Below are 22,437 nucleotides of genomic sequence, written 5' to 3'. Positions count from 1 at the left end.
TAATATAGTTCGAACTATGGCGAAGAAGGCAAAGAAGAAAAAGGCGGCCGTCGACAATAACTCGACCTTGGCCACCAACCGACGTGCCCGCCACGACTACACCATCCTCGACACCCTGGAATGCGGCATGGTGCTGGTGGGCACCGAAATTAAGTCGATGCGCGAAGGCAAAATCTCCTTGGCAGATGCCTTCGCCACCATTGACGACGGCGAGGTCTATATCCGCAACCTCCACATCCCGGAGTATTCCCAGGGCTCGTGGACGAATCACTCGCCCAAGCGCACACGCAAGCTGCTGTTGCACCGCAGGGAGATTGACAAGCTCATGGGCCAGGTGCGCGACGGCAATAAGACGCTGATCCCGCTCAAGGTGTATCTGAAGGACGGCCGCGCCAAGTGCGAGCTGGGTTTGGCCAAGGGTAAGCAGGACTACGACAAGCGCGAAGCAATCAAGCGCCGCGACCAGGACCGCGACATCACCCGCGAGCTGGGCCGCCGCGTAAAGGGGATTAACGCCTAACCTGGAAGCCATGATTTATACGGCTAAGGTTCATGACGTTATTCGGGAAGATGAGCAGCCGCGTGGGGCAGCGGTGCTCGTCGATAAGCTCTGGCCCCGTGGCGTGGCCAAGGAGCGTCTGTCCTATGACCACTGGTTCAAAAGTGTCGCGCCCAGTCCGGAATTGCGTAAGTGGTGGGGGCACGATGCCGATGCCTTCGAGGAGTTTGCACGGCGCTACCGCGCGGAGCTCGACGAGAACGACGGCGAAGAGCTGGAGCAACTGTGCCAGCTTGCTGAGCTTGGCGACGTCACCCTACTTTTCGCCGCCAAGGACCGCGAGGTCAACCACGCCACTGTGTTGAAGGCGTGGTTAGAGGAGAGCTAGGCGAATAGCCCCCAAATGGTGGCGCCGACGGCGATGAGACCCGTGATGACGACGAAGACGTTGCTGGCACGGCCGCGGAATTGCTTGAGCGCGTCGATGCGGTGGATGGCATACATCGGCAGCAGGTAGAGAATCGAGGCGATGAAGGGGCCGCCGATGGCCTCAATGAGGCCCAGGATCGACGGATCGATAATGGCCACGATCCACGCACAGACAAAGATGATGCCGTGCATGATGGAATTGAGTTGTTTCTCCGAGAGCTTCTCGGTGGCGCGCGGAGCGGCGCTGCGTAGCAGGAAGTTGCCGCCCTCGGTAGCTCCCAGCACGTGCCCGAAGTAGGAGGAAATAATTGCGATCATCGCGATGATCGGGGAGAGGAAAGCCAAGACCGGAACACCGGTGACGTTGGCCAGGTAAGACAGGACCGGCAGGTTTTGCTCGCGGGCCTCGGCGAGACCGTCCGCACCAAGCGTGAGGGTGCAGGACCACACGAAGAACATGGTGAATACGGTGAGCAGAATTGCGGTTAGTGCCAGCGCGCGCGAGGCGTTCTCCGAGCTCTTCTCGCGGCCGTGTGCGGCGACCATGGCCAAGGAGAACTGGGAAATCGCGGGGGAGTGGTTAAAGGAGAAGACCAGCACGGGGATGATGAGGGCGACAGCACCGACGACGCGCCAATCATTGTTGCCCACCTCCATGAAGGAGGCGATATCCCAGCGCGGGATAAGGTAGATGGACAGTGCGCCAAGGCAGAAGATCAGCGGGTAGACCAAGAACTGCGTTACGGCCAGCACCATGCGTTGACCGAAGGCGAAGACGATGGTCATGATGCCCACGAGGAGGAAAGCCAACAGCGGGCGTGAAATCGTGGGTCCATTTAATTGGTTGACGATGAAGCTGTTGACCGTATTGGTGATCGAAACGCCATAAATGAGGACGATGGGGAAGATGGCGCAGAAATAAATCACCGAAATGATAAAACCTGCGCTCTTGCCGAAATAGTCCGTGACCACTGCGGTGATGTCCTCGCCCTGGCGTGGTGACGCACAAATCATGCGGGCCAGACCGCGGTGGGAGAAGTATGTCATCGGCCCAATCAGAATCGTGGCCGCGAGGAGGGGCCAGAAGCCGAAACTGCCCGCGTTGATGGGGAGGAAAAGAATGCCGGCGCCTACGGCGGTGCCGAAGAGCGAGATGGCCCACTCGGTGTTGCTTGCTGGGCGTTTAGCGTCTTCCGGGGAACTGGTGGTTTCGGTATGTGTGCTCACTTTGCAGCCTTTAACAAAGTAGGAGTATCGGACTCACACACCTTAACAGCGTTTAAGTTGATGCTAATCACAAGGGGGTGCTTATGAAAGCTATGCCTCATGTGGCCTGGGGTGAAGCTTGCGGGAATAGGGGCAGGTGCAGTAGCGTTGAACAGACCGTAGGGCGCATAAAGATGCGTTCTGCGCAGCTTTCACAGCAATGTGTAAATGAGGGGTCGACTTGGTTTCGACTTCGTACATTGAGCCAGGGGAAGCGTGCCGGTGCAGGCTAGAGACCACCGTTAAGCGTCGTAGCAACCAATAAACGCAGAGAAGAACTCTCAGCGTGACTACGCCCTCGCTGCCTAATTACAGCGACGCGTGTCTGTCAGCCTAGGTTTGGTTCCTGACCTAGATCCTGGCATCGACTAAGGAACTTGCCTGACCGGTTTGTTGTTCGGCCGGTTGGGGACTTCTAGAGCAACTGGGCCCATCATCCGGAGCGAGTTTGCCCGAGCCGGAGGGCCGAGTAGAGATCCTGTGCAGACTGCGCACGGAGAAGCCCTGGCGAGGTGACGAAGGACCCGGGTTCAATTCCCGGCGGCTCCACAGATAGCATTTCCCCTGGTGAGCGTTCACCGGGGGATTTGCTGTATCTGTGCAGTTCATTGGCATGATACTGTGTTGCCACAGGTGGCCACGAGTTGCCACTAAATGACTCTGATTAGGGAATGAATAGGGAACGTTTCCCTAGTCCCTAGTCCCTCGTTGTGGAAGGTGTGGCAATGGCACGGAGGAAGGCTGAGCGCACGCGCCGGGCATTCGGCAAGGTGTCGGTTAAGGGCAAGCGCGTCTATGCGGAATACACCGGGCCGGATGGTGCGTTTCACCGCCCTGGGCATTCCTTCCCCTCAAAGATTGATGCGGAAGGTTGGCTAGCGGAGGAATCCTTAGCTGAGGGAGGAACTAAACCCAGGGCGCTTCATTCTGAGTGGAACGATGAGCGGATCTCCAGTCTCCGGATCCTCGATCACCCGTGCCCGCAGATCAAAAGCCTGCTGCAGCAGCTCTGCGGTGATGATATCGGCGGGTGGGCCGGAAGCTATTACCTGGCCTTCCTTCATAACCACAAGGTAATCGGAGTAGCGCACCGCCAGGTTTAGATCGTGCAGCACCATTACTACGGTTCTTCCTAGTTTCTGACGCAGGCTATCGACAAGTTCGAGGATGTCCACGGAGGTAGCCAGGTCAAGGTAAGTGGTCGGCTCGTCTAGGAAGAGGATGTCGGTGTTTTGCGCTAGCACCATGGAGATCCACGCCCGCTGGCGCTGGCCTCCGGAAAGCTCATCCAACGTACAGCTCGCAAGATCTGCAGAACCGGTCTGGCTTAGAGCCGCGAAGACTGCTTCCTCGTCGGTAGAGGACCACTGCCGGAACCATGCTTGGTGCGGGTGCCGACCGCGGGCTACCAGATCGGAGACCAACAGGCCTTCAGGTGCCACGGGTGATTGGGGCAACACTGCCAGTTTTCGGGCGACGTCCTTGCGCTTGATGGCCGAGATATCTTGTCCATTTACATATACGGTCCCTGTATCGAGGTCGAGCAGTCCGGACATGGCACGCAGCAAGGTCGATTTACCGCACCCGTTGGGCCCCACGATAGTGGTGATTTTTCCCGCTGGGAACGTGGCGTTGAGATCGCGGATGATGGTGCGCTGGCCGTAGCCTACCGTGACCGAGGAAGCGACCACGCTACTGGTGGTATTCGGTTGGTCTGCGCTTGACTGAGGTATGGGGGAGGTCATGCGTCTGTGCTCCTAGTGCGTTGAACGAGTAGGTAAATGAGGAAGATACCGCCCAGCGCGGAGGTGACAATACCCACCGGAAGTTCCACCGGCAGAATAGTTTGGGTCACGATGTCCGCACCTAGTAACAGTACTGCGCCGGTAAGAGCCGACGCCGCAAGCGGGGGACTGGGTACGCCGCACATCCGAAGGGCTACTTGAGGCGCTACAAAGGCGATGAATCCGATGGGGCCGGCAGCGGAAACAGCTACCGCAGCTAGCGCTACGGCCAACGCCAGCATTGCCACCTGCACGCCGTTGACTCGCTGGCCCAGCGCTCGGGCTAGATCGGGTCCCAGAGTGGTGGCCAGCGTTTGGTGGGAGATCCAAGCCAGCAACGGGGCGCATACAATCACAAGGGCGACCATGGGGATGGTGGTATTCCACTCCGACTTGGCCAGGGACCCGGTGAGCCAGAACTGTGCCTGGCTGGCATCCCGCAGTTCCGCGCGGACCATGAGGAAATTGATGTAGGAACTTAGCAGCGCGGTAATGATGATGCCCACGAGTACGAGGCGGTAGGAATCCGCGTGGCGCCGCCAAGCCAACGCCCAGATAGCCGTGGTGCTCAGTATCGCGCCCAGAAACGCGGCCAAGGGAATCCCAATTCCAGCGAGCCAGCCGGCGAAGCCGCTGCCGCCACCGCCGAGCACGATGACCGTTACGGCCATGGCAGAGGCGCCCGTGGTGATGCCGAGGATATCGGGGCTGGCCAACGCGTTCCGGGTGACCGTCTGGGTTAGCGCTCCAGAAAGTCCCAGTGCGCAGCCGACCGCGATGGCTGTGGCTACTCGAGGCATGCGCCACTCGAGGACCACGAGTTTTTCCACGCGGGATCCTTCCCCATGAAAGATCACCTGTAGTACTCGGGGGACGGAAATAGGGTAGTCGCCCAGTCCGATGGAGAGTGCTCCTAAAAAGACAATGAGCGCTGTGGCGATAAGACACACCAGCACCACCCGCGGGCGCCAGAGAAAGGAGATTGGCCCAGCTCGGAATGGCACCCTGCCCGGCATCTGCCACGAAGTGCTTTGTTTATCCTGTACAGCCTTGTTATGTCGTATCACAGCGTCATCACCTTTTTCCGAGAGATTAAGGCGAGGAAGAACGGCGCGCCAACGAAGGCCAATACGATGCCCGCTTGGAGCTCCCCGGGGCGGGCGATGAGGCGGCCCACTACGTCCGCACACAGCAACAGTGCCGCGCCGGCCAGTGCAGAGTAAGGCAAAATCCACTTGTAATCTGGGCCTGTGAGAGCCCGGACAATGTGGGGCACTACCAGACCAATGAAGCCCAGCGGGCCCGCTGCAGCCGTGGCCGCCCCGGCCAGCAGTGCGATGATGCCCATGCCGCCAAGTCTTGCGGCCGCGTTGTTGATGCCGAGTCCTGCGGCCACGTCGTCGCCTAAGTTCAAGATGTTCAACTGTGGGCCGGTGGCAAACGCCAGGATCAGTCCCAGCACTATAAACGGCAGGATGCCTAGTGCAATGTTCATATCCCGACCGGCAAGGGAACCGACGGTCCAAAAGCGCATTCGATCCAGGTTATTGTCATTGGTGAGAACGAATGCGCTGGTAATGGCGCTTAATACCGCCGACAGTGCGGCTCCGCCCAGTACTAAGGTCAAAGGGTCCACTGCTGCTTTGCCTGCGGAGGCTAGGCCGAAGACTAGTGCAGTGGCTGCGATCGCGCCGAGGAAGGCTACTACTGCGGTGGCCCACGGGGCGGTGATGCCAAACAGAGCGAAGCTGACCACAACGCTCAGGGCCGCGCCGGAGCTGACACCTAGGATTCCCGGATCTGCCAGGGGATTGCGGGTATGGCCCTGAATGAGAGCACCGGCCACTCCCAGTGCCGCCCCCACCATAATGGCCAGCAGGGTGCGCGGTAGCCGCAGCTCGGCTACTACGCGTTGATTGGTTGGAACTTCGTCTTGGGAGCCGCTCGCCCCTGGGAGATCCCGCAGCGCGGCCCACACATCCTCCGCAGGAATGGAACGGGCACCGTACAGCAAACTGCAGATCGTGCCGCCGAGGACCAGTAGGAACAGTACCCCTAGGCCCAGTAGGCGGGTAGTGCGCACACTCATAGCGTGGCCTCCAATCCCTGCAGTGGCTGCCAGCCCGCACCTAGCTGCAGGCGACCACATAACCGAGCCTGTTGGCCTGCCCACTGCTGCTTTCCGATGTCCGTGAAGTAGGCCCTAAAGAGTGCCCAGTAGGCGCTGGTGCTTCGGTAGTCTGGCCCGGACAAAACCATGAGGAGCTCCGAGTCCAGATCCAAGGGTGCTGTGACCCGATGGCCCAAGAAGGACGAGAGACGCTCATGACCGGTCATCTCTGCCATATCGATCACGATGGGAAATCCTAAGTTGTGGGGGCGGGAGAGGTGCGTAACGGTGAATTCGTCCCAGTGCGGTTGACAAAATTCCATATATCCCGACGTGCCCACAGGTTCGTTCCTCCGCGATCGGGTACTTGCCACCTCTGGAAGGGGAGGGGAGCTTCGGCCGAGTTGTGGCTCAGACTTTTGCTGGGGGTGGTTGTCAATCATGGGAAAACATATTACCACTTAAAGTAAGGTAAGCCTTCATTTACTTAAGGGGCGTTCAAAATAAGTTGCTGGAGATTAGGGATTGGCGTAAATGCGGCTACGCCGCTGGCGTCGGCATTCGGCATAACGACAGAATCGAGGGCGATACTCCGCGTATCGAAAAGACGATCCAGAACTTATCGTGACCGTGTCCTCGGACATTGATGAAAATGCATACAAGTAGCTGTCTGATATCGCCCCTGTCGTTGTGCGAAAGGGTGAAGGTATACCCCTTTAGGTAGGTAATAACTATAGATCAATAACTAGAATAAACTATTGCAACGTGGCATAGGTAATGCTAACCTAACTTAAAAGTTACCTTCGGGTCTACCGAAAATTCTGATGAAAAGAGCTGAAAGGTAGCTTGAGGAAACCGACTTTAAGGATAAAGGATGTCAGTAAAAAGAGGTGCGCGGTCATTCATTGCTGCCGCTATCTGTGCCGGATTAGTTCTGTCGGGCTGCTCGTCGAACGATTCAATCGATGAAGCGGCAACAACCTCCGAGGTTGCAGAATACGTGACCATTGAGCACGCACGGGGAACGGACACGTATCCGGTCAACCCGCAAAACGTGGTTGCCGTAGGAACGGCCGTTGATAACCTGCTGGAACTTGGAATTAAACCAGCTGCCGTTGTGCAGCATAGAATAGACAAGAACTCGCCTTGGCGCGAGGCCAAGCTCGATGGCGTCAAGGTGATCGATCAGACAGACTTCAAGACTCTGCCCCAGGAACAAATCGCGGCAATCGAACCCGACTTCATCGTTGGCGACTACTGGACAATTTCCGAGGCTCATTACAAGGAATTGTCTGCAATCGCACCGACTCTCGGCGGAATCTCCGATAAGGGTGAGGGAATTGGCTGGGAATCTCAGCTAGAAGCTTTGGGCAAGATCTTCAATAAGGAATCCGAAGCGAAGAAAGCTATTGAAGAGGATCAGAAGCGTTTCTCCGACGCAAAGGAAAAATTGCCTAACCTCTCCGGTAAAACCGGCGTTGTTTCCCAGTTCGCCCAAGGCTCCTTTGGCGCCGTTGCTGACCCTGAGGATCCGGGTGCTTCCTTCATCTACGATCTGGGCATGAAGTTCCCGGACAAGCTGACGGACGGATCCGTCCCAGCTAATAATAGTGGCCGCGTCACGCTTTCCCCGGAAAATGTTTCCTACCTAGCCGCTGATTTCATGGTTATTTATAACCGCGACGGCTCAATCGAAGAGGTTGAAAATATTCCGGGATACAAAGATTTGCCACAGGTGAAAGCCGATGCGACTCTCGCTGGTGATTCAGCCGTCGTCGCCGGACTTAACAACCCGACGAGCTTGAGTCGAGCTTGGGTATTGGATAAGACGATGCCGACGCTGGAAAAGGTTGGAAAGTAGTCAAGGCCCGCACAACCCTGATACCTGCTAGAAGGGGCTCACTTCGTTGCAGCAGGTAGTCATGAACGCCTTCCGATTTATCGGAAGGCGTTGTTTTAGGTGATGAAGTCCAAGGAAGTGGTGAGTTCGTTCTTGCCTCTCCGGCAACGAAATAAAAATCAACTTGACCAAAAGGAATGGTTAAAACTATGCCCAGAAACAGTCGAGGTAGAGAAATTTATCCAATCTCTTACCGGGAATTATATGTGCAAAATGTCGAAGATATATCGCCATGCATGCGGCGCATTACGCTCAGCGGAGAGCAACTCCAGGAGCACAAACACGATGGTTTTTCCGTTCCTGCATTATTAAGCAATGGTTTTGATGACGACGTTCGGCTGATCTTCCCGGATCCGGAAACTGGAGAAAGGCCGCACCCAATCGCCCAAAAAGATGGCAACCTACTGTGGCCAGAAGCTGTCAAAAATCTATTCCGGACATACACGGTCCGCCACTTTGACGCTGCTAACCAGCGGTTAGCAATAGATTTCGCGCGCCACGGTGAGGGCCTAGCAGAAAACTGGTCACAGAACGCTCGAATAGGTGACGCCATTTTTGTGGCAGGTCCGAAGTCTTGTGCACAGTTACCTACGCATACCGATTGGCTATTTTTGGCAGGAGATGAGACTGCGCTCCCGGCAATTGGCCGCTGCGTAGAATCACTCCCGTGCGGGCACCCTGCGATTGCGGTGATAGAGGTTCCTACGAGCGCTGATATTCAGAGCTTAGACATTTCCGATTCAGTACAGGTCCACTGGGCGGTACGCGAACGGGGTGAGGACTTCGTGGAAAAGACTAGGGCGCTTTTTGAAGCTACTTCTCCTTCATTATTGCCTGATGGCGAAGGATACGTATGGGCGGCAGGGGAAGCTTCTCGGCTAAAACCGCTGCGCCGTTTGTTTAAAGCTTCCGGAATTACCCCTGAGCATCAAGAAATCACGGGCTACTGGCGGCGTACTAACCCGAAACACGGCAAAGGAAACGCATCGAGCAGTAGTAATAGTGTTTTGCATAATATCCATGATTTAGCTGAGTTGAACTCGGCCTTTGCGCTTCGCACTGCAGTACGTTTAGGACTATTTCAAGAAATCGATGCGGGTGCCAACACAGTCCCTGCCCTTGCTGTTGCGGCAGAACTTCACGAGGAGGCTTTGGGAAGATTTGTCCGTTACTTGGCCGCTCTTCAACTCGTCGAAATCAGCGGGGACGCCCTCACGTTGACTGCAATGGGAATGGAACTGGCGGACCCAGATTCAAATGCGGTGCGCTGGTTAAGCGGGCCTGCGCATCTTGAGGCGATGGCGCTGATGCGACTTGAGCACAGTCTTCGTACCGGTGAGTCAGCACCTCAAGGGGAAAAGGGATTGCCGTGGTCAGAGTATGTTAGCCGTGACCCACAACTCGTGGCCGAACGCTTTGAGCAAAAGAATGTGAGCGCTGGGTGGACTGCTCCTTCGGCAGCTAAGGCACTACAGCAGTATTTAGATGAAACCGCTCGCGTTCTCATCATTGGCCAGGGAGGCGCGGTATATGCAGATGAAATACTCCGACGATGGGAGCATGCCCAGAGCCGTATTATCAGTGATGCTTCCTCGGAAGCGGTGCTACAGGAAATCGCAGTAACCTCTCGTGCACGATGCGAGACGAATGGCGAGGGAAGCGGTTTTTATCCCACTGAAGTGGACTATGTGTGGGCAACTGATGTAGTTTTCATCGATCCCTGGGGTGTCTTTGGTAGCGAGGAAGTAGCTCACCAATTAAACCGTGCAATAAGTAAGGATACGTTCCGGCGGGTTTATATCTTTACCGAGGTTATCGATACGGTAGGCGGAGATGAGCATTCCTATGAAGAGGACATGGTGAGGCTTTCCATGTTCGGCACCAAGATACCGACTCAGGAAGACATCAACGCTGCTGTCGCTGACAACGGCGCTTTTATTGCCTCCACCACGGCTGTTGGCTGGGGTAAACGCCTTTTCGTTCTTGAGGCAGAGGCGAAATCCTAAAGAGGAACTGCTGAGGTTCCCCTCGTGTAGTCGACACCCTGGCTGAGGTCAAAGAAAAATGCCGAAGGAACCACGGTGTCTATGCTGCGGTTCATGCCGGATAAAAGCCGCTGCTGTCCCTGTGAAAGAGAAACCGAGGGCAGCAGCGGCTAAAGCGTAGAGCGTGGCGGCTTAGAGCCCGAAGTACTCGCGCAGATCGGCGGCGATGGCATCGAGGCGATCGGCGTCGGGGGACTCGAGGTAGCACTTGAGCTTGGGCTCAGTGCCGGAGGGGCGGACGATGACGAGGTCATCGTTGTCGGTGAAGAACTTCGAGCCTTGGGCGAACTTTTCCACCTTGGTTATAGGGGAGCCAGCAAGCTCGGTCGGTGGGTTCGCGGAGACCTTCTCCATTGCTTGAGCAATGAGGCTCAAGTCTTCTACGCGGAAGGTCAACGGCTGCGTGTGCAGTGCGCCAACCGTGGCGTAGATTTCTTCCAAGCGGCCTAGCAAGCTAGTTCCAGCGGCCTTGCATTCAGCGGCAAGGCTGGCAAGTACGACGGAAGTAGAAATGCCGTCTTTGTCGCTGACCGCGGCGGGATCGGGGCAAAAGCCAATGGCCTCTTCATAGCCGAAGGATAGCTCTGGGGTGCGGGCGATCCATTTGAAACCGGTAAGCGTTTCCTTATGGCCGAGACCGTAGTGCGCGGCGATGCGCCCGAGCAGGCGGGAGGAGACCAGGGAATTGGCGAAGTTACCGGTAGCGCCGCGGCGAGCAAGGTAATCGCCCAGGAGGGCACCGGTTTCGTCGCCGCTTAGTTGGCTCCAAGAGTTTTCCGCCGTGGGGACGGCGGCGGCGCAGCGATCGGCATCTGGGTCATAAGCGATAAGGATATCGGCATCGATCTCCTCAGCGTGCTTGATTCCAAGGTCTAAGGCGCCGGGTTCTTCCGGGTTGGGGAAGGACACCGTAGGGAAGTCAGGGTCGGGTTCGGCCTGCTCGGGCACCAGCGAGACGCGGAAGCCACAGCGGGAAAGCAGTTCCTTGCCGAGCTCGGCCCCCACGCCGTGCATGGCGGTCAGCGCGATGGTGATATCGGTACTGTCACCGACTAGCTGGGCGGCGCGGTCGAGATAGTCCTCGCGGGTATCGACGTCCTCGATGCGCTCAGAAGAAAGCGCAACCTCGTCGGCATAGGGAGCCGCAGCGATAGCGGCGGCAATTTCGGAGTCTGCCGGAGAAATAAGCTGCACGCCCTCGCCTGGGCCGGTGGCGATGCGGCCGCCCAAGTACACCTTGTAGCCGTTATCGGCTGGAGGGTTGTGGGAGGCGGTGACCATAATGCCGGCATCTGCGCCCAAGGAGCGAACCGTAAAAGCCGTCAGTGGGGTCGGGTTCTGTGCAGGCAGAACCAGGGCCTTACCGCCGGCGGCGGAGATGACCTGGGCGGCATCGCGCTGGAACTGCGCGGAACCGTGGCGGGCATCGCAGCCAATGACGACGACCGGGGCATCGACCTGCTGGTTGAGCCAGGTGATAAGCCCGTAGGTGGTGCGGATGACCACGGCGCGGTTCATACGGGATTCGCCCGCCCCCACGGCGGCGCGCAGGCCCGCGGTACCGAAGTTCAAGGGGCCAGCGAAGGCCGCGGCGAGTTCTTCGGAATTGCCTTCCTCGATCCACGTCAGTACCTGGCGGGTGGTGTCCGCATCCGGATCGTGTTCGGCCCAGGTGCGGGCGTAGTCGACATCGAAGTTCGTGTGTGCGGGCATGGCTTAAAGCTCCTCGAGGATCTTGGCGGAGGAAGACAGCCCCAGGCGGGTAGCGCCGGCTTCGATCATTGCCAGTGCATCCTTGCCGCTGCGGATGCCGCCGGATGCCTTAACGCCGAGAGCGTCGCCTACGGTCTCGCGCATGAGCGTGACCGCGTGGGTGGACGCACCGCCGGCGGGGTGGAAACCGGTGGAAGTCTTGACAAAGTCCGCCTGGGCGGCTGCGGCGGCCTTGCAGGCGAGGACAATGGCGTCGTCGGAAAGCGCGGCAGACTCGATGATGACCTTGAGCACCTTGCCAGGGATGGCATCGCGCACGGCCTGGATTTCGGCCTGCAGATCCTCGGCGCGGCCCTCGATGGCCAGGGGGATATTGATGACCATGTCCACCTCTTCGGCGCCATCAGCAACCGCGCGGGCTGCCTCAGCGGCCTTAATCTCCGGCTTTACGGCACCGGAGGGAAAGCCCACGACGGTGGCGATGTGCATGGATTCTGGAACCTCGATGGGCAGGGCGGACGGGGAAACGCAGACGGAGTAGGTGCCCAGCTCGGCCGCCTCATTGACCAAGGCGCGGAACTGCTCCGGGGTGGCCTCCGGCTTGAGCAGGGTGTGGTCGATGATGGAAGCAACGTCGGTGCGGGAAGTCATAATTGTTCTCCTGAGCGGGTTAGGCGGGATTCGGAACGGGCCATCTTGAGGTCAGAGACGACGTACAGGGCAATACCGATGGCGGCGACTGCCGCGAGGATCCACAGCACGGTGTTATAGCTGGTGAGGTCCTGCAGCTTTGCCGTATAGGCAATGCCCAGTGGGATGGCGATATTGATGGTCAGGTTATAAAAGCCAATCGCGATGCCGGACTTGGTGGCGGTGATATTGCGCAGTGCGGTATTGACCAGCGGGGCGTACATCAGCGCAAAGCCGGAGGCAAAGGCCACGATGACCAGGATGAGTACGGCGACGTGAAGCTGCACGAAGAGCGCGGCCGCCACCAGCGCGCCGGCGACAAGGGCGAAAGCGGTGTAGATGGTGGCGCGAGAGGACAAAACGCCACCGATCTTGCCGGAGAAAATACCAATGAGGATGGCGCAAATATAGCCCGGGATCATCAGCAGGGAGGCCTTGTCGATGCTCATGCCATGCAGGTCATGTGCGGCAAATGGCAGCAGGAAAATGAAGCCCATCTGGGTGGAGTAGACGAAGAAGACCATGAGGATGGTCCACACATAGCGGCCGTTAGTAAAGAACTCCGGGGTGACCACGGGGTGCTTGGCGTGGCCGATGTGGATGATGAAGCCTACGACGCCCCGGTGGTGGCACCCTTATTCTTGTAGAGGCGTTGGCCGCATAGAGTGTGGATTACTCCGTGTGGTTCGATGTGGTGAATGAGGTGCCGCAAGCGTGGCGTGCCGGTACTCCGGCGTGCCGGGTTGGTGGTGGTTTGTGGGGTGGTCATGGTTGCCTTTCCTGGTGCTATTAGGGAAGGATTAGGGAATTTTCCCGTCCTTGTTTCTTGAATTGCGCCTGTGACCTGCTGTGTTGTGGTGTGGGGGTTCAGTCCCCGGCGGCTCCACCGGAAAGCCCCAGCTAGATAACGTTCTAGCTGGGGCCTCTTCTCGTTTTGTATCCCTGGCCTGCAGTAATGGCGCATGTCCGGTGCGTGCAGGTAGGGCCACCCGTGTCCCGCATTAGTCCCACAAAAGCCCCCAATCAAGCCCCGACGGCTCCACAAATAGCATGAGTGTTCACCGAGGGGAATGCTGTATCGAGACCGTTTTGGTGGCTAAGCTTGGGTAGCAGCTGTCTGGCGGGAAGCGTCAGGGGGTTCTGAATAGAGAAAGAAGCGTGAAACCGCTAGCAGGCTTTCTTGAGTTCCTTTAAAGGGGGGTAGAAGTGATCGCTTTCGCTGGGACTATCACAGCCGTGCTAGGGCTGAATGTTGTGGCGAATGAAACTGGTGCGAATGCCGTGGGGTTCGTAATTACAGCTATTCTCTTGGGATTCGGGCTCGCTCCCTTTGTTGGGGATTCTCTGGAGCGCCATATTCCGGTTTCGCTGTGGCGGCGGATGTCATTTTCTCGCGTTGCTAGCCGTCGGTGGGGTGTCGAGCTATTCAATGCTGTGCTCACGAGAATCGGATGGAATGGCATGATTTTGGCGATGCGCAGAGAAGAGTCTGCCAAGCGTGAAGGGGCGACCCCTCTTCGTCCCATGCGAGCGTCGGCAGCCGGTCATGCGTGGGGATTGTTGCTCCATATATGTAGCGCTGGATGGTGCGCTGCGGCAGACGGATTGTTTGCGGCTACAGTTCTTCTTGTTGTCGGGGTTGTGGGCCATCTGTATCCGGTTTTGCTTCAATTACGTGTGCTCACGGATGCTCGGGGGAGGTAGTTCAATATCGGTGTCGTTGCGGCCTGCTTTAGGATGGCCGCATGGATACCGAACCTCTCCGCATCACAGTCGTCTTGTTTGAGGGCTTTGAGCTTCTCGACGTCTTCGGGCCCGTCCAGCTGCTTCAAGCGGTGCCTGATGTCGCCGTTGTTTTCGCAGGACCGGATAGTGGGCCAGTTGCTAGCTCGCAGGGCGTGGAAGTGGTGCCGACAATTTCTTATGGGCAGATTGAGCCGGCCGACGTTCTCCTCGTCCCGGGAGGAAAGGGGACCCGGAAGCTCGTGGAAGACGAATCTTTTCTGACGTGGCTTCGTGAGGTGGGTGCGCAAGCGCCGGTGGTTGCCTCCGTGTGTACGGGTTCTGCGGTCCTGGCGGCGGCTGGGCTCTTGGAGGGCTACGCCGCAACAAGCAATAAGCGTGCTTTTAGCTGGGCCACGTCCTTCGGGGGCGATGTGTCCTGGCGGCCGGAGGCGCGGTGGGTGCACGACCGCAATCGATGGACCTCCTCAGGCGTGGCGGCGGGGATGGATATGACTGTCGCGCTCATTGCGCACCTCGTATCAGACAGTGCTGCCATCAATGCTGCCAACTTTGCGGAATATGATGCGCACCGCGACAGCGAGTGGGATCCTTTCGCGCGGCTGAATGGACTGGTGCCTTAGAACCCTGGTAGATGGGGGTAGCCGGTGGGATGGACGTAGTACCGCTGTACGAAAAGTGTGACGCGGAGCGACGCTTGGTGTTACTCAAGTTACAAACGCGTGGTAGCCTTTCCTCAACAGTGTGACGTGGAGCACTGGGACTGACCCCTACGACAGGAGTACCCATGAACAGCCCATCCAATACAGCGCCGAAAGGCGGCGCTGACACCACGGAGAAATCAAAAGCACATCCCGCCACGGCAGAGCAAAAATCGAGTCAGCAATCCAGCGGGGGAATGCTGGATAAGTTCCTCAATGGCGTTGAATACGTCGGCAATAAACTGCCCGAGCCCTTCACCATCTTCCTTATCCTTTTCCTTATCACCGGCGTGCTCTCCACCATCATGGCGAAGATGGGCGTGGAGATTAAGATTCCCGGCAGTGATGAGATTCAGCCGGTCAAAGGGCTCTTCACCGGTGAAGGACTGACGTGGTTCACCACGACGATGGGGGAGAACTACATCAACTTCCCGCCGCTGGTGACGGTGCTGCCCATCATGCTCGCAGTCGGCGTGGCGGAGCGCTCCGGAATGCTCTCAGCGCTGATCCGGAAGCTCTTTGGTTCGGCGAAACCGTGGCTGCTTCCGTACGCCGTCGGCGTTATCGGCGTGACCGCTTCCGTCATGGCGGATGCCGCCTTCGTCATTGTTCCGCCGCTGGCCGCGATGGTCTTCAAAGCCGCGGGCCGTCACCCGGTGGCAGGTCTGATTGGTGGCTTCGCCGCCGTGGGCGCTGGTTATTCCACTGCCTTGGTGCCGACCTCCCTGGATGCCCTCTTTGCAGGTATTACTACCGCCGTGATGGAAACCCTGCCGAATACCGAGTTCGCGCCGGTTAACGCCATGTCGAACTATTACTTCAACGTGGCTTCTTCCATCGTGCTCGGTGTGCTGGCCGGCTTCATCATCGACAAGGTGATCGAGCCGCGCATGTGGAAGCAGGAGGTTCCCACCGAAGAAGACATTGATCCCGAGGATGCCGCCGAGCGCGGCGACCGCGACGAGAACGGCGAGGAGCTCACCGCTGAGCTGCGCCCAGCCGAGTCCAAGGGCCTCATCTGGTCCGGTGTGGCCACGGTCATCCTCACCGCCATCATTCTCTTCGCAGTTCTTCTGCCAGAATCGCCGTGGCGCAATGAAGAAGGCGGCTTCTTGCCCAAGTCCCCGCTGTTGAACTCCATCGTCTTTATCGTGTTCGCTTACTTCTTGCTCCTCGGCGTGGTCTACGGCAAGGTTGTCGGCACGGTCAAGGGAATCACCGATGTTGTGAACATGATGATCGGCGCGCTCAAAGATATGCTGAGCTTCCTCATCTTGGCGTTCATCCTGGGCCAATTCGTGGCACTGTTCTCTTGGACCGGTATCGGCACCTTCACTGCAGTGAAGGGCGCGGCTTTCCTTGAATCCATCGGGCTCACTGGTTTCCCAGCCATCTTCGCCTTCATTGCACTCGCATCTTGCCTTAACCTGCTGATTATTTCCGGATCCTCGATGTGGACTCTCATGGCCGCGGTCTTCGTTCCCATGTTTGCCCTGCTGGGCTATGAGCCGGCGTTTATTCAGGGCGCATTCCGCGTGGGCGATTCCGCAACCCAGATCATCACCCCGCTGAACCCGTACATGATTGTCATGCTTGGCTTCCTCCAGCGTTATGAACGCGAGGCGGGCCTGGGAACCCTGATGTCACGCCTCGTGCCCTTCGTGGTGCCGTTCTTTACGGCTTGGGCGATCTTGCTGGCCATCTGGTTCTATGTGGATCTTCCGCTGGGACCGGGCAACAACGTCATGATTGGTTAAGCGCATGAATCAACGCAACAATCCATCGACAGCGTATTTGGAAGCGATGGAGGAGGGCGTCGCCAAGCGCGTGGCGTCTGCAGCACCACCGGAAAAACAGGGAGAGGACTACCCAGGCCAGGCGAAGCTCTGGGATGCGGTGGCCGCGCGGGCTGAGGCCTTGCGGGAGAAGGCCGCGCACATCGTCGCGGACCTGCACGCTCACCCTGAAACGGCCTTCGAAGAACATCGTTCCATGGCGGTGCTCGCGGACATCGTTGAAGAGCACGGCTTCTCCACGCGCCGCGGGGTCTACGGCGTGGAGACCACGTTCGAAGCTTCCTGGCAGAGTGCAGATTTCGACCCTGAACGGCATCCCACCGTGGCCATCCTGGCGGAGTACGATGCCCTGCCTCAGATCGGGCACGCGTGCGGGCATAACGTCATTGCCGCGGCGGGCGTTACTGGATTCTTGGCGGCTACTGCCGTGCTGGACGACGCCCCTCCCATGTCTGGCCGCATCCTCCTCCAGGGGACCCCAGCGGAGGAAGGCCATTCCGGCAAGGAATACATGATCCGCGGTGGCAGCCTCGACGGCGTGGATACCGCGGTGATGATCCATGGCTTTGGCTATGACATTGGCGCGCATGCCTGGGTGGGCCGGCGCATCCTACGCGTGACTTATCGTGGCGTGGCCGCGCATGCCAGCTCCCAGCCCTTCATGGGGCGCAACGCCCTTGATGCTGCGAGCCTGGCCTACCAGGGGATTGGGCTGATGCGGCAGCAGATGCCGCCCTCGGATCGGGTACACGCCATCATGAGCGGCGGCGATCGCCCCTCCATCATCCCGAGCGAGGCGGAGATGACCATCTATGTGCGCTCGTTGGGGACGCGCACGCTCATGGACCTTTCTGCCAGGGTGGAAGACATCGTCCGGGGCGCTGCACTTATGGCCGGAGTCGAGGTGGACGTGGAGTGGGATGAGCACCCGATGACCCTGCCCGTGCGCAACAACGCGGCGCTGGTGGAGCGGTGGTCGGCCACGCAGGCGCGCCGCGGACGCACCGCGCTGCCTGCTGGGACGGTGCCGGATACGGTGGCCGCATCGACTGACTTTGGCAATGTCTCTCACCTCGTGCCGGGCCTGCATCCAATGGTGCAGGTTTCACCCACCGACGTGGCTCTGCACACGGAGGACTTTGCCCGCTGGGCGGCCACACCGCAGGCGGTGGATGCGGCTGTCGACTCGGCGGCGGGATTGGCGCAGGTAACGCTAGATTTTTTGGCGGATAAGGAATTCCGCAGGGCAGCGCGACAGGACTTCGATAGGGAAGGGCCTGTGGCGGTTAGTGATCTGCTTGCAGAGAAGGGGGAGGGCTAAGCGTAAATATTTTGTTCTAAAAGGCATGTCAAGGGGTATCGCGCGGCAGTCTGTCACCCCCGTCGTGAATTAGAAAACATAAGCGTGCTTGAAAGGTAAGCCTTACTTGAGTTAGGTTTAGCGGCGTCGTCATTTGCCAACTGTGGTTAGCCACACCTAATATGCAAGGAAGATATGTTTACTCTAACTCGCCGTGCCTCGCGCAAAACCGCCGCCAAAGTTGCCGCCACTCTCTCGGTCGCAGCGCTTGCTCTCACCGGCTGCTCTTCTAGCCAGTCTGAGGAGACTGCTGAGCCAACCGAATCCGCGGCGGCAGGCGCTTCCACCATCACCCTGGATGATAACTTCGGCTCGAAGGAAATCACCCTCCCGGTGGAGAACCCTGCGGTGACGGATAACCGCGCCTTCTCTATCTTGGCGCAGTGGGATATTGACCTTGCTGCCGCACCGCTGAACCTGGTGCCAAAGTCCCTTCGTGATACCTACAACGAGGACACGGTCCAGGTAAACCTGGGCTCCCACAAGGATCCGGACCTCGAAAGCCTCGTAGCAGCGGACCCGGATCTCGTGTGGAACGGCCAGCGCTTCGAGCAGTACCAGGAAGACATCGAGAAGCTGCTTGAGGATGTCCCGGTCGTTGATTTCGAGCCGCGCGATGATGAAGACTTCTTCGACGAGCTCAAGCGCCACACTGAGGCACTGGGCCAGGTTTTCGGCCACGAAGAGGATGCTGCGAAGCTCATCGAGGATTTCGACGCCGCTGCTGAGCGTGCTAAGAAGGCCTACAACCCAGAGCAGAAGGTCATGGCTGTGAACACCTCTGGCGGCGAAATCGGCTACATCGCTCCCGGTATCGGGCGCGTGTATGGCCCGGTCTTTGAGCTGCTTGGCCTGACCCCGGCCCTGGAGGTGTCCAACGCCTCCGATGACCACGAGGGTGACGACATCTCCGTTGAGGCCATTGCTGAGTCCAACCCGGATTGGATCCTCGTTATGGACCGTGACTCTGCTATCGCCAAGGAAGGCCAGGATGTCACGCCGGGCGAGAAGCTGGTCAAGGACAACGCGGCGCTTCAGAACGTCACCGCTGTGAAGGAAGGCAACGTTTACGTGGCGCCGACTGATACCTACATTGATGAGTCCATCATCACCTACACCGAGATCTTGAACGCGCTTGCCGACGCCTTCGAGAAGGCCAACGCCTAAACAACTCTCTCGGCAGCCAAGGAGGAGACTAAACCGTGACGGTGAAGAGCAGCGCTCCGGCCGAGCACTCAGCTATAAGCCGGCGTAACTCCCGCGGACCCGTGCTGACCTGGAAGCTAGGCCTCGGCGTGCTCGGCGTCATTGCACTGCTCCTCCTTTCCCTCATGGTGGGGGAGTACAGCATCCTCGATAATGAGGACGGCTGGTCCATGTTCTTCACCACCCGCGTGCCGCGCACCGTTGCGCTTGTCTTGGCGGGCGCTGCGATGGCGATGAGCGGTTTGGTCATGCAGCTGCTGACCCAAAACCGCTTCGTGGAACCCACGACAACGGGAACCACCGAGTGGGCCGGACTGGGCTTGCTCTTTTCTCTTATCCTTTTCCCGCACTCATCCGTGCTGGTGAAGATGGTTATTTCGGTTTGCTTTGCCTTCGTGGGAACCATGGTTTTCTTCGCGTTTCTGCGTCGCGTAGCGCTGCGCTCCTCACTCATTGTGCCGATCATCGGCATTATGTTGGGTGCTGTCGTTAGCGCAGTGTCTTCCTACGTGGCGCTAGCGACGGATACCTTGCAACAGCTCGGAATCTGGTTCATGGGATCCTTTACCTCTGTCTATGAGGGTCAATACGAGGTCCTGTGGATCGTGCTGCTGGTTTTGCTGGCGGTATATTTCTACGCTGACAAGCTCACCGTCGCAGGCTTGGGGGAGGACATTGCCACCAATATCGGCCTGAACTACAAGCGGATGATTCTGTTGGGAACCGGGCTTATCGCGGTGGCGACGGGTGTAGTCACCGTCGTCGTTGGCTCCCTGCCGTTCCTCGGGCTCATCGTGCCCAACGTAGTGAGCATGTTGCGCGGCGATGACCTGCGCTCTAACCTTCCGTGGGTCTGCCTGCTCGGCATCGCCACGGTGACCTTGTGTGACCTCATTGGCCGCACCATTATCTCCCCGTTTGAGATGCCCGTATCAGTCATCCTGGGTGTTGTCGGTGCTATCGTATTCGTCGTCTTGATCGTGAGGTCGACCAAGTGAGTGTAAGTATCTCTATCCCTAAGACGAAGAAACCTGTGCAAACGTCACGTGCCCGGCGAAACGTGGGCAGCTTCCAGTCTGCTGCGGCGGCACGAAAGTACTGGATCATCCTCGCCGCCTTGATTGTTGCCGGTTTGGCCTTCGCCTTCGGGCTTTTGGCCTACGACAACCCGATGGAGTTTGGCACCCGCAAGTGGTGGCTGATCGCGCGTCGCCGCGCGGATGCGGTGACCGCCATGGCGATCGTCGCCGTATGCCAGGCCGTGGCCACGGTGGCTTTTCATACGGTGACGAACAACCGGATCCTTACTCCCTCCATCATGGGGTTTGAATCCCTGTACGTCGCGATTAATACAGCCACGATCTTTTTCCTTGGTGCCTCCGGCCTAACTCAGGCCCGCAACATGGGGACCTTCCTTGTGCAGCTTGTTCTCATGGTGGGCCTTTCCCTCGTGCTGTACTCCTGGCTGCTGACCAGCCGCCGCAACAATATGCATGCGATGTTGCTCGTGGGCATCATTATCGGCGGAGGCCTGGGCTCGCTCTCGACGTTTATGCAGCGCATGCTCACGCCCAGTGAATTCGACGTGCTCACTGCGCGGCTCTTTGGTTCCGTTAACAACGCGGAGAGCGAGTACTATCCCATCGCCATACCGTTGGTCCTCGCGGTGACACTGCTGATATTCCTGAACTCCCGCCAGCTCAACGTGCTAGCGCTCGGGCGCGATGCCGCGACGAACCTTGGCGTTAACCACAAGGTCAATGCAATCTACACGTTGATTTTGGTCTCCATTCTGATGGCGACGAGCACCGCGCTTGTAGGGCCTATGACCTTCCTTGGCTTCCTCGTGGCCACCTTGGCTTACCAGGCGGCGGAGACGTATGACCACCGCTTTTTATTCCCAATGGCGGTTGCCACGGCCTTTGCTGTGCTCACCGGCGCCTACTTCCTCATGCAGCACGTCTTCTACGCGCAGGGCGTGGTCTCCATCATTATTGAGCTAGTAGGCGGCAGCGTCTTCCTTCTGGTCATTCTGCGAAAGGGCAAGCTGTGATCAAGCTTTCCAATGTTTCGAAGTCCTACTCCGGCGAGACCAACATCGGTCCAATCGATTTGGAGATCCCCTCCGGCGGTATTACCGCGCTGATTGGGCCGAATGGCGCAGGCAAGTCCACGATGCTGACGATGATTGGCCGGCTTCTCGACGTCGACGAGGGCACCATCGAGGTCGCCGGTTACGACGTGTCCTCCACGAAATCGCAGGACTTGGCGAAGATCCTCTCTATCCTGCGCCAGGAGAACCACTTCATTACCAAGCTGACCGTGCGCCAGCTGGTGAGCTTTGGCCGCTTCCCTTACTCGAAGGGGCGCCTGACCGCGGAGGATGAAGAGATTGTCTCGCGCTACATTGACTTCTTCCACTTGGGTGAATTGGAGAACCGTTACCTTGATGAGCTCTCCGGCGGCCAGCGTCAGCGCGCCTACGTGGCGATGGTGCTCTGCCAGGAGACGGACTACGTGCTTCTCGACGAGCCCCTCAACAACCTCGACATCTCACACTCCGTGGAGATGATGAAGCACCTGCGAAAGGCCGCTAAGGAATTTGGCCGGACGATCATCATCGTTCTCCATGACATTAACTTCGCTGCTCGTTATGCCGACCATATTTGTGCGGCCAAGGACGGGAGCATCGTTTCCTTCGGAAGCCCGGACGAGATCATGCGCGATGAGATTCTCACGCCCATCTTCAAAACCCCAATCACAGTTATCGATGGCCCGGACGGGCTGTTGGCCTGTTACCACTAGCTATTAGCATTCAGGTGGAGTTCCCGACAGTCAGAAAACCGCCCCAGGATGAGTACAAAAAAGTGCCTCTTCCTGGGGATTTGTTGTTTGTTGGGGGTGTGCGTATATTTATCGAGGTCGCCGCGAGGTAGCCGGGAAGTTAACTGGTGGTAGATGTTCGGGCAATGTTTGTTCGGCGGGTTTGACTTTGGTTGAGCTTGTTGGGTAAGGTTGTTCGGGCCGCCGCAAGAGGGTTAACGTTTGGTTAACTTTTGTTGTGGTGTGCGGATGATGTTTGAGAACTCAATAGTGTGCCAATGTACTTTTTGTGTTGGTTGATTTTTATCATTTTGGCTACGATACGCCGTATGCGTATCGCGGTTGGTGTATGCCGGATGGCGCTTTTCCTTT

At 58.1% G+C, this 22,437-nt stretch carries 19 protein-coding genes, 1 other RNA gene and 1 pseudogene; 12 read left to right on the top strand and 9 right to left on the bottom strand.

Annotation, left to right across the window (positions count from 1 at the left end; genetic code table 11):
• The first annotated feature begins 16 nt into the window (after positions 1–16).
• Together smpB and HMPREF2932_RS01110 are read left to right on the top strand one after the other, a co-directional pair.
• A complete protein-coding gene (gene smpB, locus HMPREF2932_RS01115; RefSeq protein WP_010189093.1) occupies positions 17–520 on the top strand; it encodes an SsrA-binding protein SmpB in 504 nt (167 codons plus the stop codon).
• A 10-nt stretch (positions 521–530) separates the two neighbouring features.
• A complete protein-coding gene (locus tag HMPREF2932_RS01110; RefSeq protein ID WP_071409420.1) occupies positions 531–887 on the top strand; it encodes a DUF488 domain-containing protein in 357 nt (118 codons plus the stop codon).
• Here HMPREF2932_RS01110 and HMPREF2932_RS01105 read toward each other — a convergent pair.
• On the bottom strand, positions 884–2,155 hold the full coding sequence (locus HMPREF2932_RS01105; protein ID WP_071409419.1) for an SLC5/6 family protein: 1,272 nt from the start codon (positions 2,153–2,155) through the stop codon (positions 884–886). The genes HMPREF2932_RS01110 and HMPREF2932_RS01105 overlap by 4 nt on opposite strands.
• A 211-nt stretch (positions 2,156–2,366) precedes the next feature.
• Between HMPREF2932_RS01105 and ssrA the strand changes: the two genes are divergently transcribed.
• Positions 2,367–2,746, top strand: a transfer-messenger RNA (tmRNA) gene (gene ssrA / locus HMPREF2932_RS01100).
• Between the two features lie 338 nt (positions 2,747–3,084).
• Here the strand turns inward: ssrA and HMPREF2932_RS01095 are convergent.
• Genes HMPREF2932_RS01095 through HMPREF2932_RS01080 form a run of 4 tightly spaced genes read right to left on the bottom strand, consistent with a single transcriptional unit; the run spans position 3,085 to position 6,333 of the window.
• Complete coding sequence (locus tag HMPREF2932_RS01095) at positions 3,085–3,939, bottom strand: ABC transporter ATP-binding protein (RefSeq protein ID WP_071409418.1); 855 nt, start codon at positions 3,937–3,939, stop codon at positions 3,085–3,087.
• Positions 3,936–4,994 (bottom strand): FecCD family ABC transporter permease, encoded by a 1,059-nt coding sequence (locus tag HMPREF2932_RS01090; RefSeq protein ID WP_070512353.1) that lies wholly within the window; start codon positions 4,992–4,994, stop codon positions 3,936–3,938. The genes HMPREF2932_RS01095 and HMPREF2932_RS01090 overlap by 4 nt, the downstream gene beginning before the upstream one ends.
• A gap of 47 nt (positions 4,995–5,041) precedes the next feature.
• A complete protein-coding gene (locus HMPREF2932_RS01085; protein WP_070512037.1) occupies positions 5,042–6,067 on the bottom strand; it encodes a FecCD family ABC transporter permease in 1,026 nt (341 codons plus the stop codon).
• Positions 6,064–6,333, bottom strand: a complete 270-nt coding sequence (locus HMPREF2932_RS01080; protein WP_141754747.1) for a hypothetical protein — start codon at positions 6,331–6,333, stop codon at positions 6,064–6,066. Before HMPREF2932_RS01080 ends, HMPREF2932_RS01085 begins: the two co-directional genes overlap by 4 nt.
• A gap of 629 nt (positions 6,334–6,962) precedes the next feature.
• Here HMPREF2932_RS01080 and HMPREF2932_RS01075 point away from each other — a divergent pair.
• Positions 6,963–7,949, top strand: coding sequence for an ABC transporter substrate-binding protein (locus HMPREF2932_RS01075; RefSeq protein WP_071409417.1), 987 nt, complete (start codon positions 6,963–6,965; stop codon positions 7,947–7,949).
• 188 nt (positions 7,950–8,137) lie between these two features.
• Positions 8,138–9,994, top strand: coding sequence for a siderophore-interacting protein (locus tag HMPREF2932_RS01070; RefSeq protein ID WP_070512031.1), 1,857 nt, complete (start codon positions 8,138–8,140; stop codon positions 9,992–9,994).
• Between the two features lie 171 nt (positions 9,995–10,165).
• On the opposite strand, the gene HMPREF2932_RS01065 is transcribed toward HMPREF2932_RS01070, so the two are convergent.
• From HMPREF2932_RS01065 to HMPREF2932_RS13530, 4 genes and pseudogenes are all read right to left on the bottom strand, one after another.
• The gene (locus tag HMPREF2932_RS01065) at positions 10,166–11,746 is read right to left on the bottom strand and encodes a phospho-sugar mutase (RefSeq protein ID WP_071409416.1); all 1,581 of its coding nucleotides are present in this window, start codon (positions 11,744–11,746) and stop codon (positions 10,166–10,168) included.
• Between the two features lie 3 nt (positions 11,747–11,749).
• Entirely contained in the window at positions 11,750–12,397 is a 648-nt protein-coding gene (gene deoC / locus HMPREF2932_RS01060; RefSeq protein WP_070512024.1) for a deoxyribose-phosphate aldolase, read from the bottom strand.
• Positions 12,394–13,056, bottom strand: a pseudogene (locus tag HMPREF2932_RS01055) (MFS transporter); the annotation flags it as partial. The pseudogene HMPREF2932_RS01055 and the gene deoC, both read right to left, overlap by 4 nt.
• The gene (locus HMPREF2932_RS13530) at positions 13,047–13,205 is read right to left on the bottom strand and encodes a hypothetical protein (protein ID WP_158010535.1); all 159 of its coding nucleotides are present in this window, start codon (positions 13,203–13,205) and stop codon (positions 13,047–13,049) included. The gene HMPREF2932_RS13530 and the pseudogene HMPREF2932_RS01055, both read right to left, overlap by 10 nt.
• 976 nt (positions 13,206–14,181) lie before the next feature.
• Here HMPREF2932_RS13530 and HMPREF2932_RS01050 point away from each other — a divergent pair.
• The 7 genes from HMPREF2932_RS01050 (at position 14,182) to HMPREF2932_RS01020 (ending at position 22,047) form a co-directional block, all read left to right on the top strand.
• Complete coding sequence (locus HMPREF2932_RS01050) at positions 14,182–14,802, top strand: DJ-1/PfpI family protein (protein WP_071409415.1); 621 nt, start codon at positions 14,182–14,184, stop codon at positions 14,800–14,802.
• Between the two features lie 164 nt (positions 14,803–14,966).
• Positions 14,967–16,637, top strand: a complete 1,671-nt coding sequence (locus HMPREF2932_RS01045) for an AbgT family transporter (protein WP_071409414.1) — start codon at positions 14,967–14,969, stop codon at positions 16,635–16,637.
• A 4-nt stretch (positions 16,638–16,641) separates the two neighbouring features.
• The gene (locus HMPREF2932_RS01040) at positions 16,642–17,997 is read left to right on the top strand and encodes a M20 family metallopeptidase (RefSeq protein ID WP_071409413.1); all 1,356 of its coding nucleotides are present in this window, start codon (positions 16,642–16,644) and stop codon (positions 17,995–17,997) included.
• A 174-nt stretch (positions 17,998–18,171) separates the two neighbouring features.
• On the top strand, positions 18,172–19,203 hold the full coding sequence (locus tag HMPREF2932_RS01035; protein ID WP_070818466.1) for a siderophore ABC transporter substrate-binding protein: 1,032 nt from the start codon (positions 18,172–18,174) through the stop codon (positions 19,201–19,203).
• Between the two features lie 35 nt (positions 19,204–19,238).
• Complete coding sequence (locus HMPREF2932_RS01030; protein WP_071409412.1) at positions 19,239–20,240, top strand: ABC transporter permease; 1,002 nt, start codon at positions 19,239–19,241, stop codon at positions 20,238–20,240.
• 35 nt (positions 20,241–20,275) lie between these two features.
• On the top strand, positions 20,276–21,295 hold the full coding sequence (locus tag HMPREF2932_RS01025; RefSeq protein ID WP_046647510.1) for an iron chelate uptake ABC transporter family permease subunit: 1,020 nt from the start codon (positions 20,276–20,278) through the stop codon (positions 21,293–21,295).
• Entirely contained in the window at positions 21,292–22,047 is a 756-nt protein-coding gene (locus HMPREF2932_RS01020; protein WP_071409411.1) for an iron ABC transporter ATP-binding protein, read from the top strand. The genes HMPREF2932_RS01025 and HMPREF2932_RS01020 overlap by 4 nt, the downstream gene beginning before the upstream one ends.
• The last annotated feature ends 390 nt before the right edge of the window (positions 22,048–22,437 follow it).

It is taken from the genome of Corynebacterium sp. HMSC074H12, from assembly GCF_001813755.1.
In the GTDB taxonomy this organism is placed as follows: domain Bacteria; phylum Actinomycetota; class Actinomycetes; order Mycobacteriales; family Mycobacteriaceae; genus Corynebacterium; species Corynebacterium hiratae.
The sequence above is the reverse complement of the archived record's forward strand: the minus strand, read 5'-3'. Positions and strand labels throughout refer to the sequence as shown.

Bases quoted from the DNA above. Each gene is read 5' to 3' on its own strand.
- HMPREF2932_RS01050 (WP_071409415.1), top strand. From the start codon at position 14,182: ATGGATACCGAACCTCTCCGCATCACAGTCGTCTTGTTTGAGGGCTTT.
- HMPREF2932_RS01095 (WP_071409418.1), bottom strand. From the start codon at position 3,939: ATGACCTCCCCCATACCTCAGTCAAGCGCAGACCAACCGAATACCACC.
- HMPREF2932_RS01065 (WP_071409416.1), bottom strand. From the start codon at position 11,746: ATGCCCGCACACACGAACTTCGATGTCGACTACGCCCGCACCTGGGCC.
- HMPREF2932_RS01110 (WP_071409420.1), top strand. From the start codon at position 531: ATGATTTATACGGCTAAGGTTCATGACGTTATTCGGGAAGATGAGCAG.
- HMPREF2932_RS01070 (WP_070512031.1), top strand. From the start codon at position 8,138: ATGCCCAGAAACAGTCGAGGTAGAGAAATTTATCCAATCTCTTACCGG.
- HMPREF2932_RS01075 (WP_071409417.1), top strand. From the start codon at position 6,963: ATGTCAGTAAAAAGAGGTGCGCGGTCATTCATTGCTGCCGCTATCTGT.
- HMPREF2932_RS01085 (WP_070512037.1), bottom strand. From the start codon at position 6,067: ATGAGTGTGCGCACTACCCGCCTACTGGGCCTAGGGGTACTGTTCCTA.
- HMPREF2932_RS01040 (WP_071409413.1), top strand. From the start codon at position 16,642: ATGAATCAACGCAACAATCCATCGACAGCGTATTTGGAAGCGATGGAG.
- deoC (WP_070512024.1), bottom strand. From the start codon at position 12,397: ATGACTTCCCGCACCGACGTTGCTTCCATCATCGACCACACCCTGCTC.
- smpB (WP_010189093.1), top strand. From the start codon at position 17: ATGGCGAAGAAGGCAAAGAAGAAAAAGGCGGCCGTCGACAATAACTCG.
- HMPREF2932_RS01090 (WP_070512353.1), bottom strand. From the start codon at position 4,994: ATGCCGGGCAGGGTGCCATTCCGAGCTGGGCCAATCTCCTTTCTCTGG.
- HMPREF2932_RS01035 (WP_070818466.1), top strand. From the start codon at position 18,172: ATGTTTACTCTAACTCGCCGTGCCTCGCGCAAAACCGCCGCCAAAGTT.
- HMPREF2932_RS01045 (WP_071409414.1), top strand. From the start codon at position 14,967: ATGAACAGCCCATCCAATACAGCGCCGAAAGGCGGCGCTGACACCACG.
- HMPREF2932_RS13530 (WP_158010535.1), bottom strand. From the start codon at position 13,205: ATGACCACCCCACAAACCACCACCAACCCGGCACGCCGGAGTACCGGC.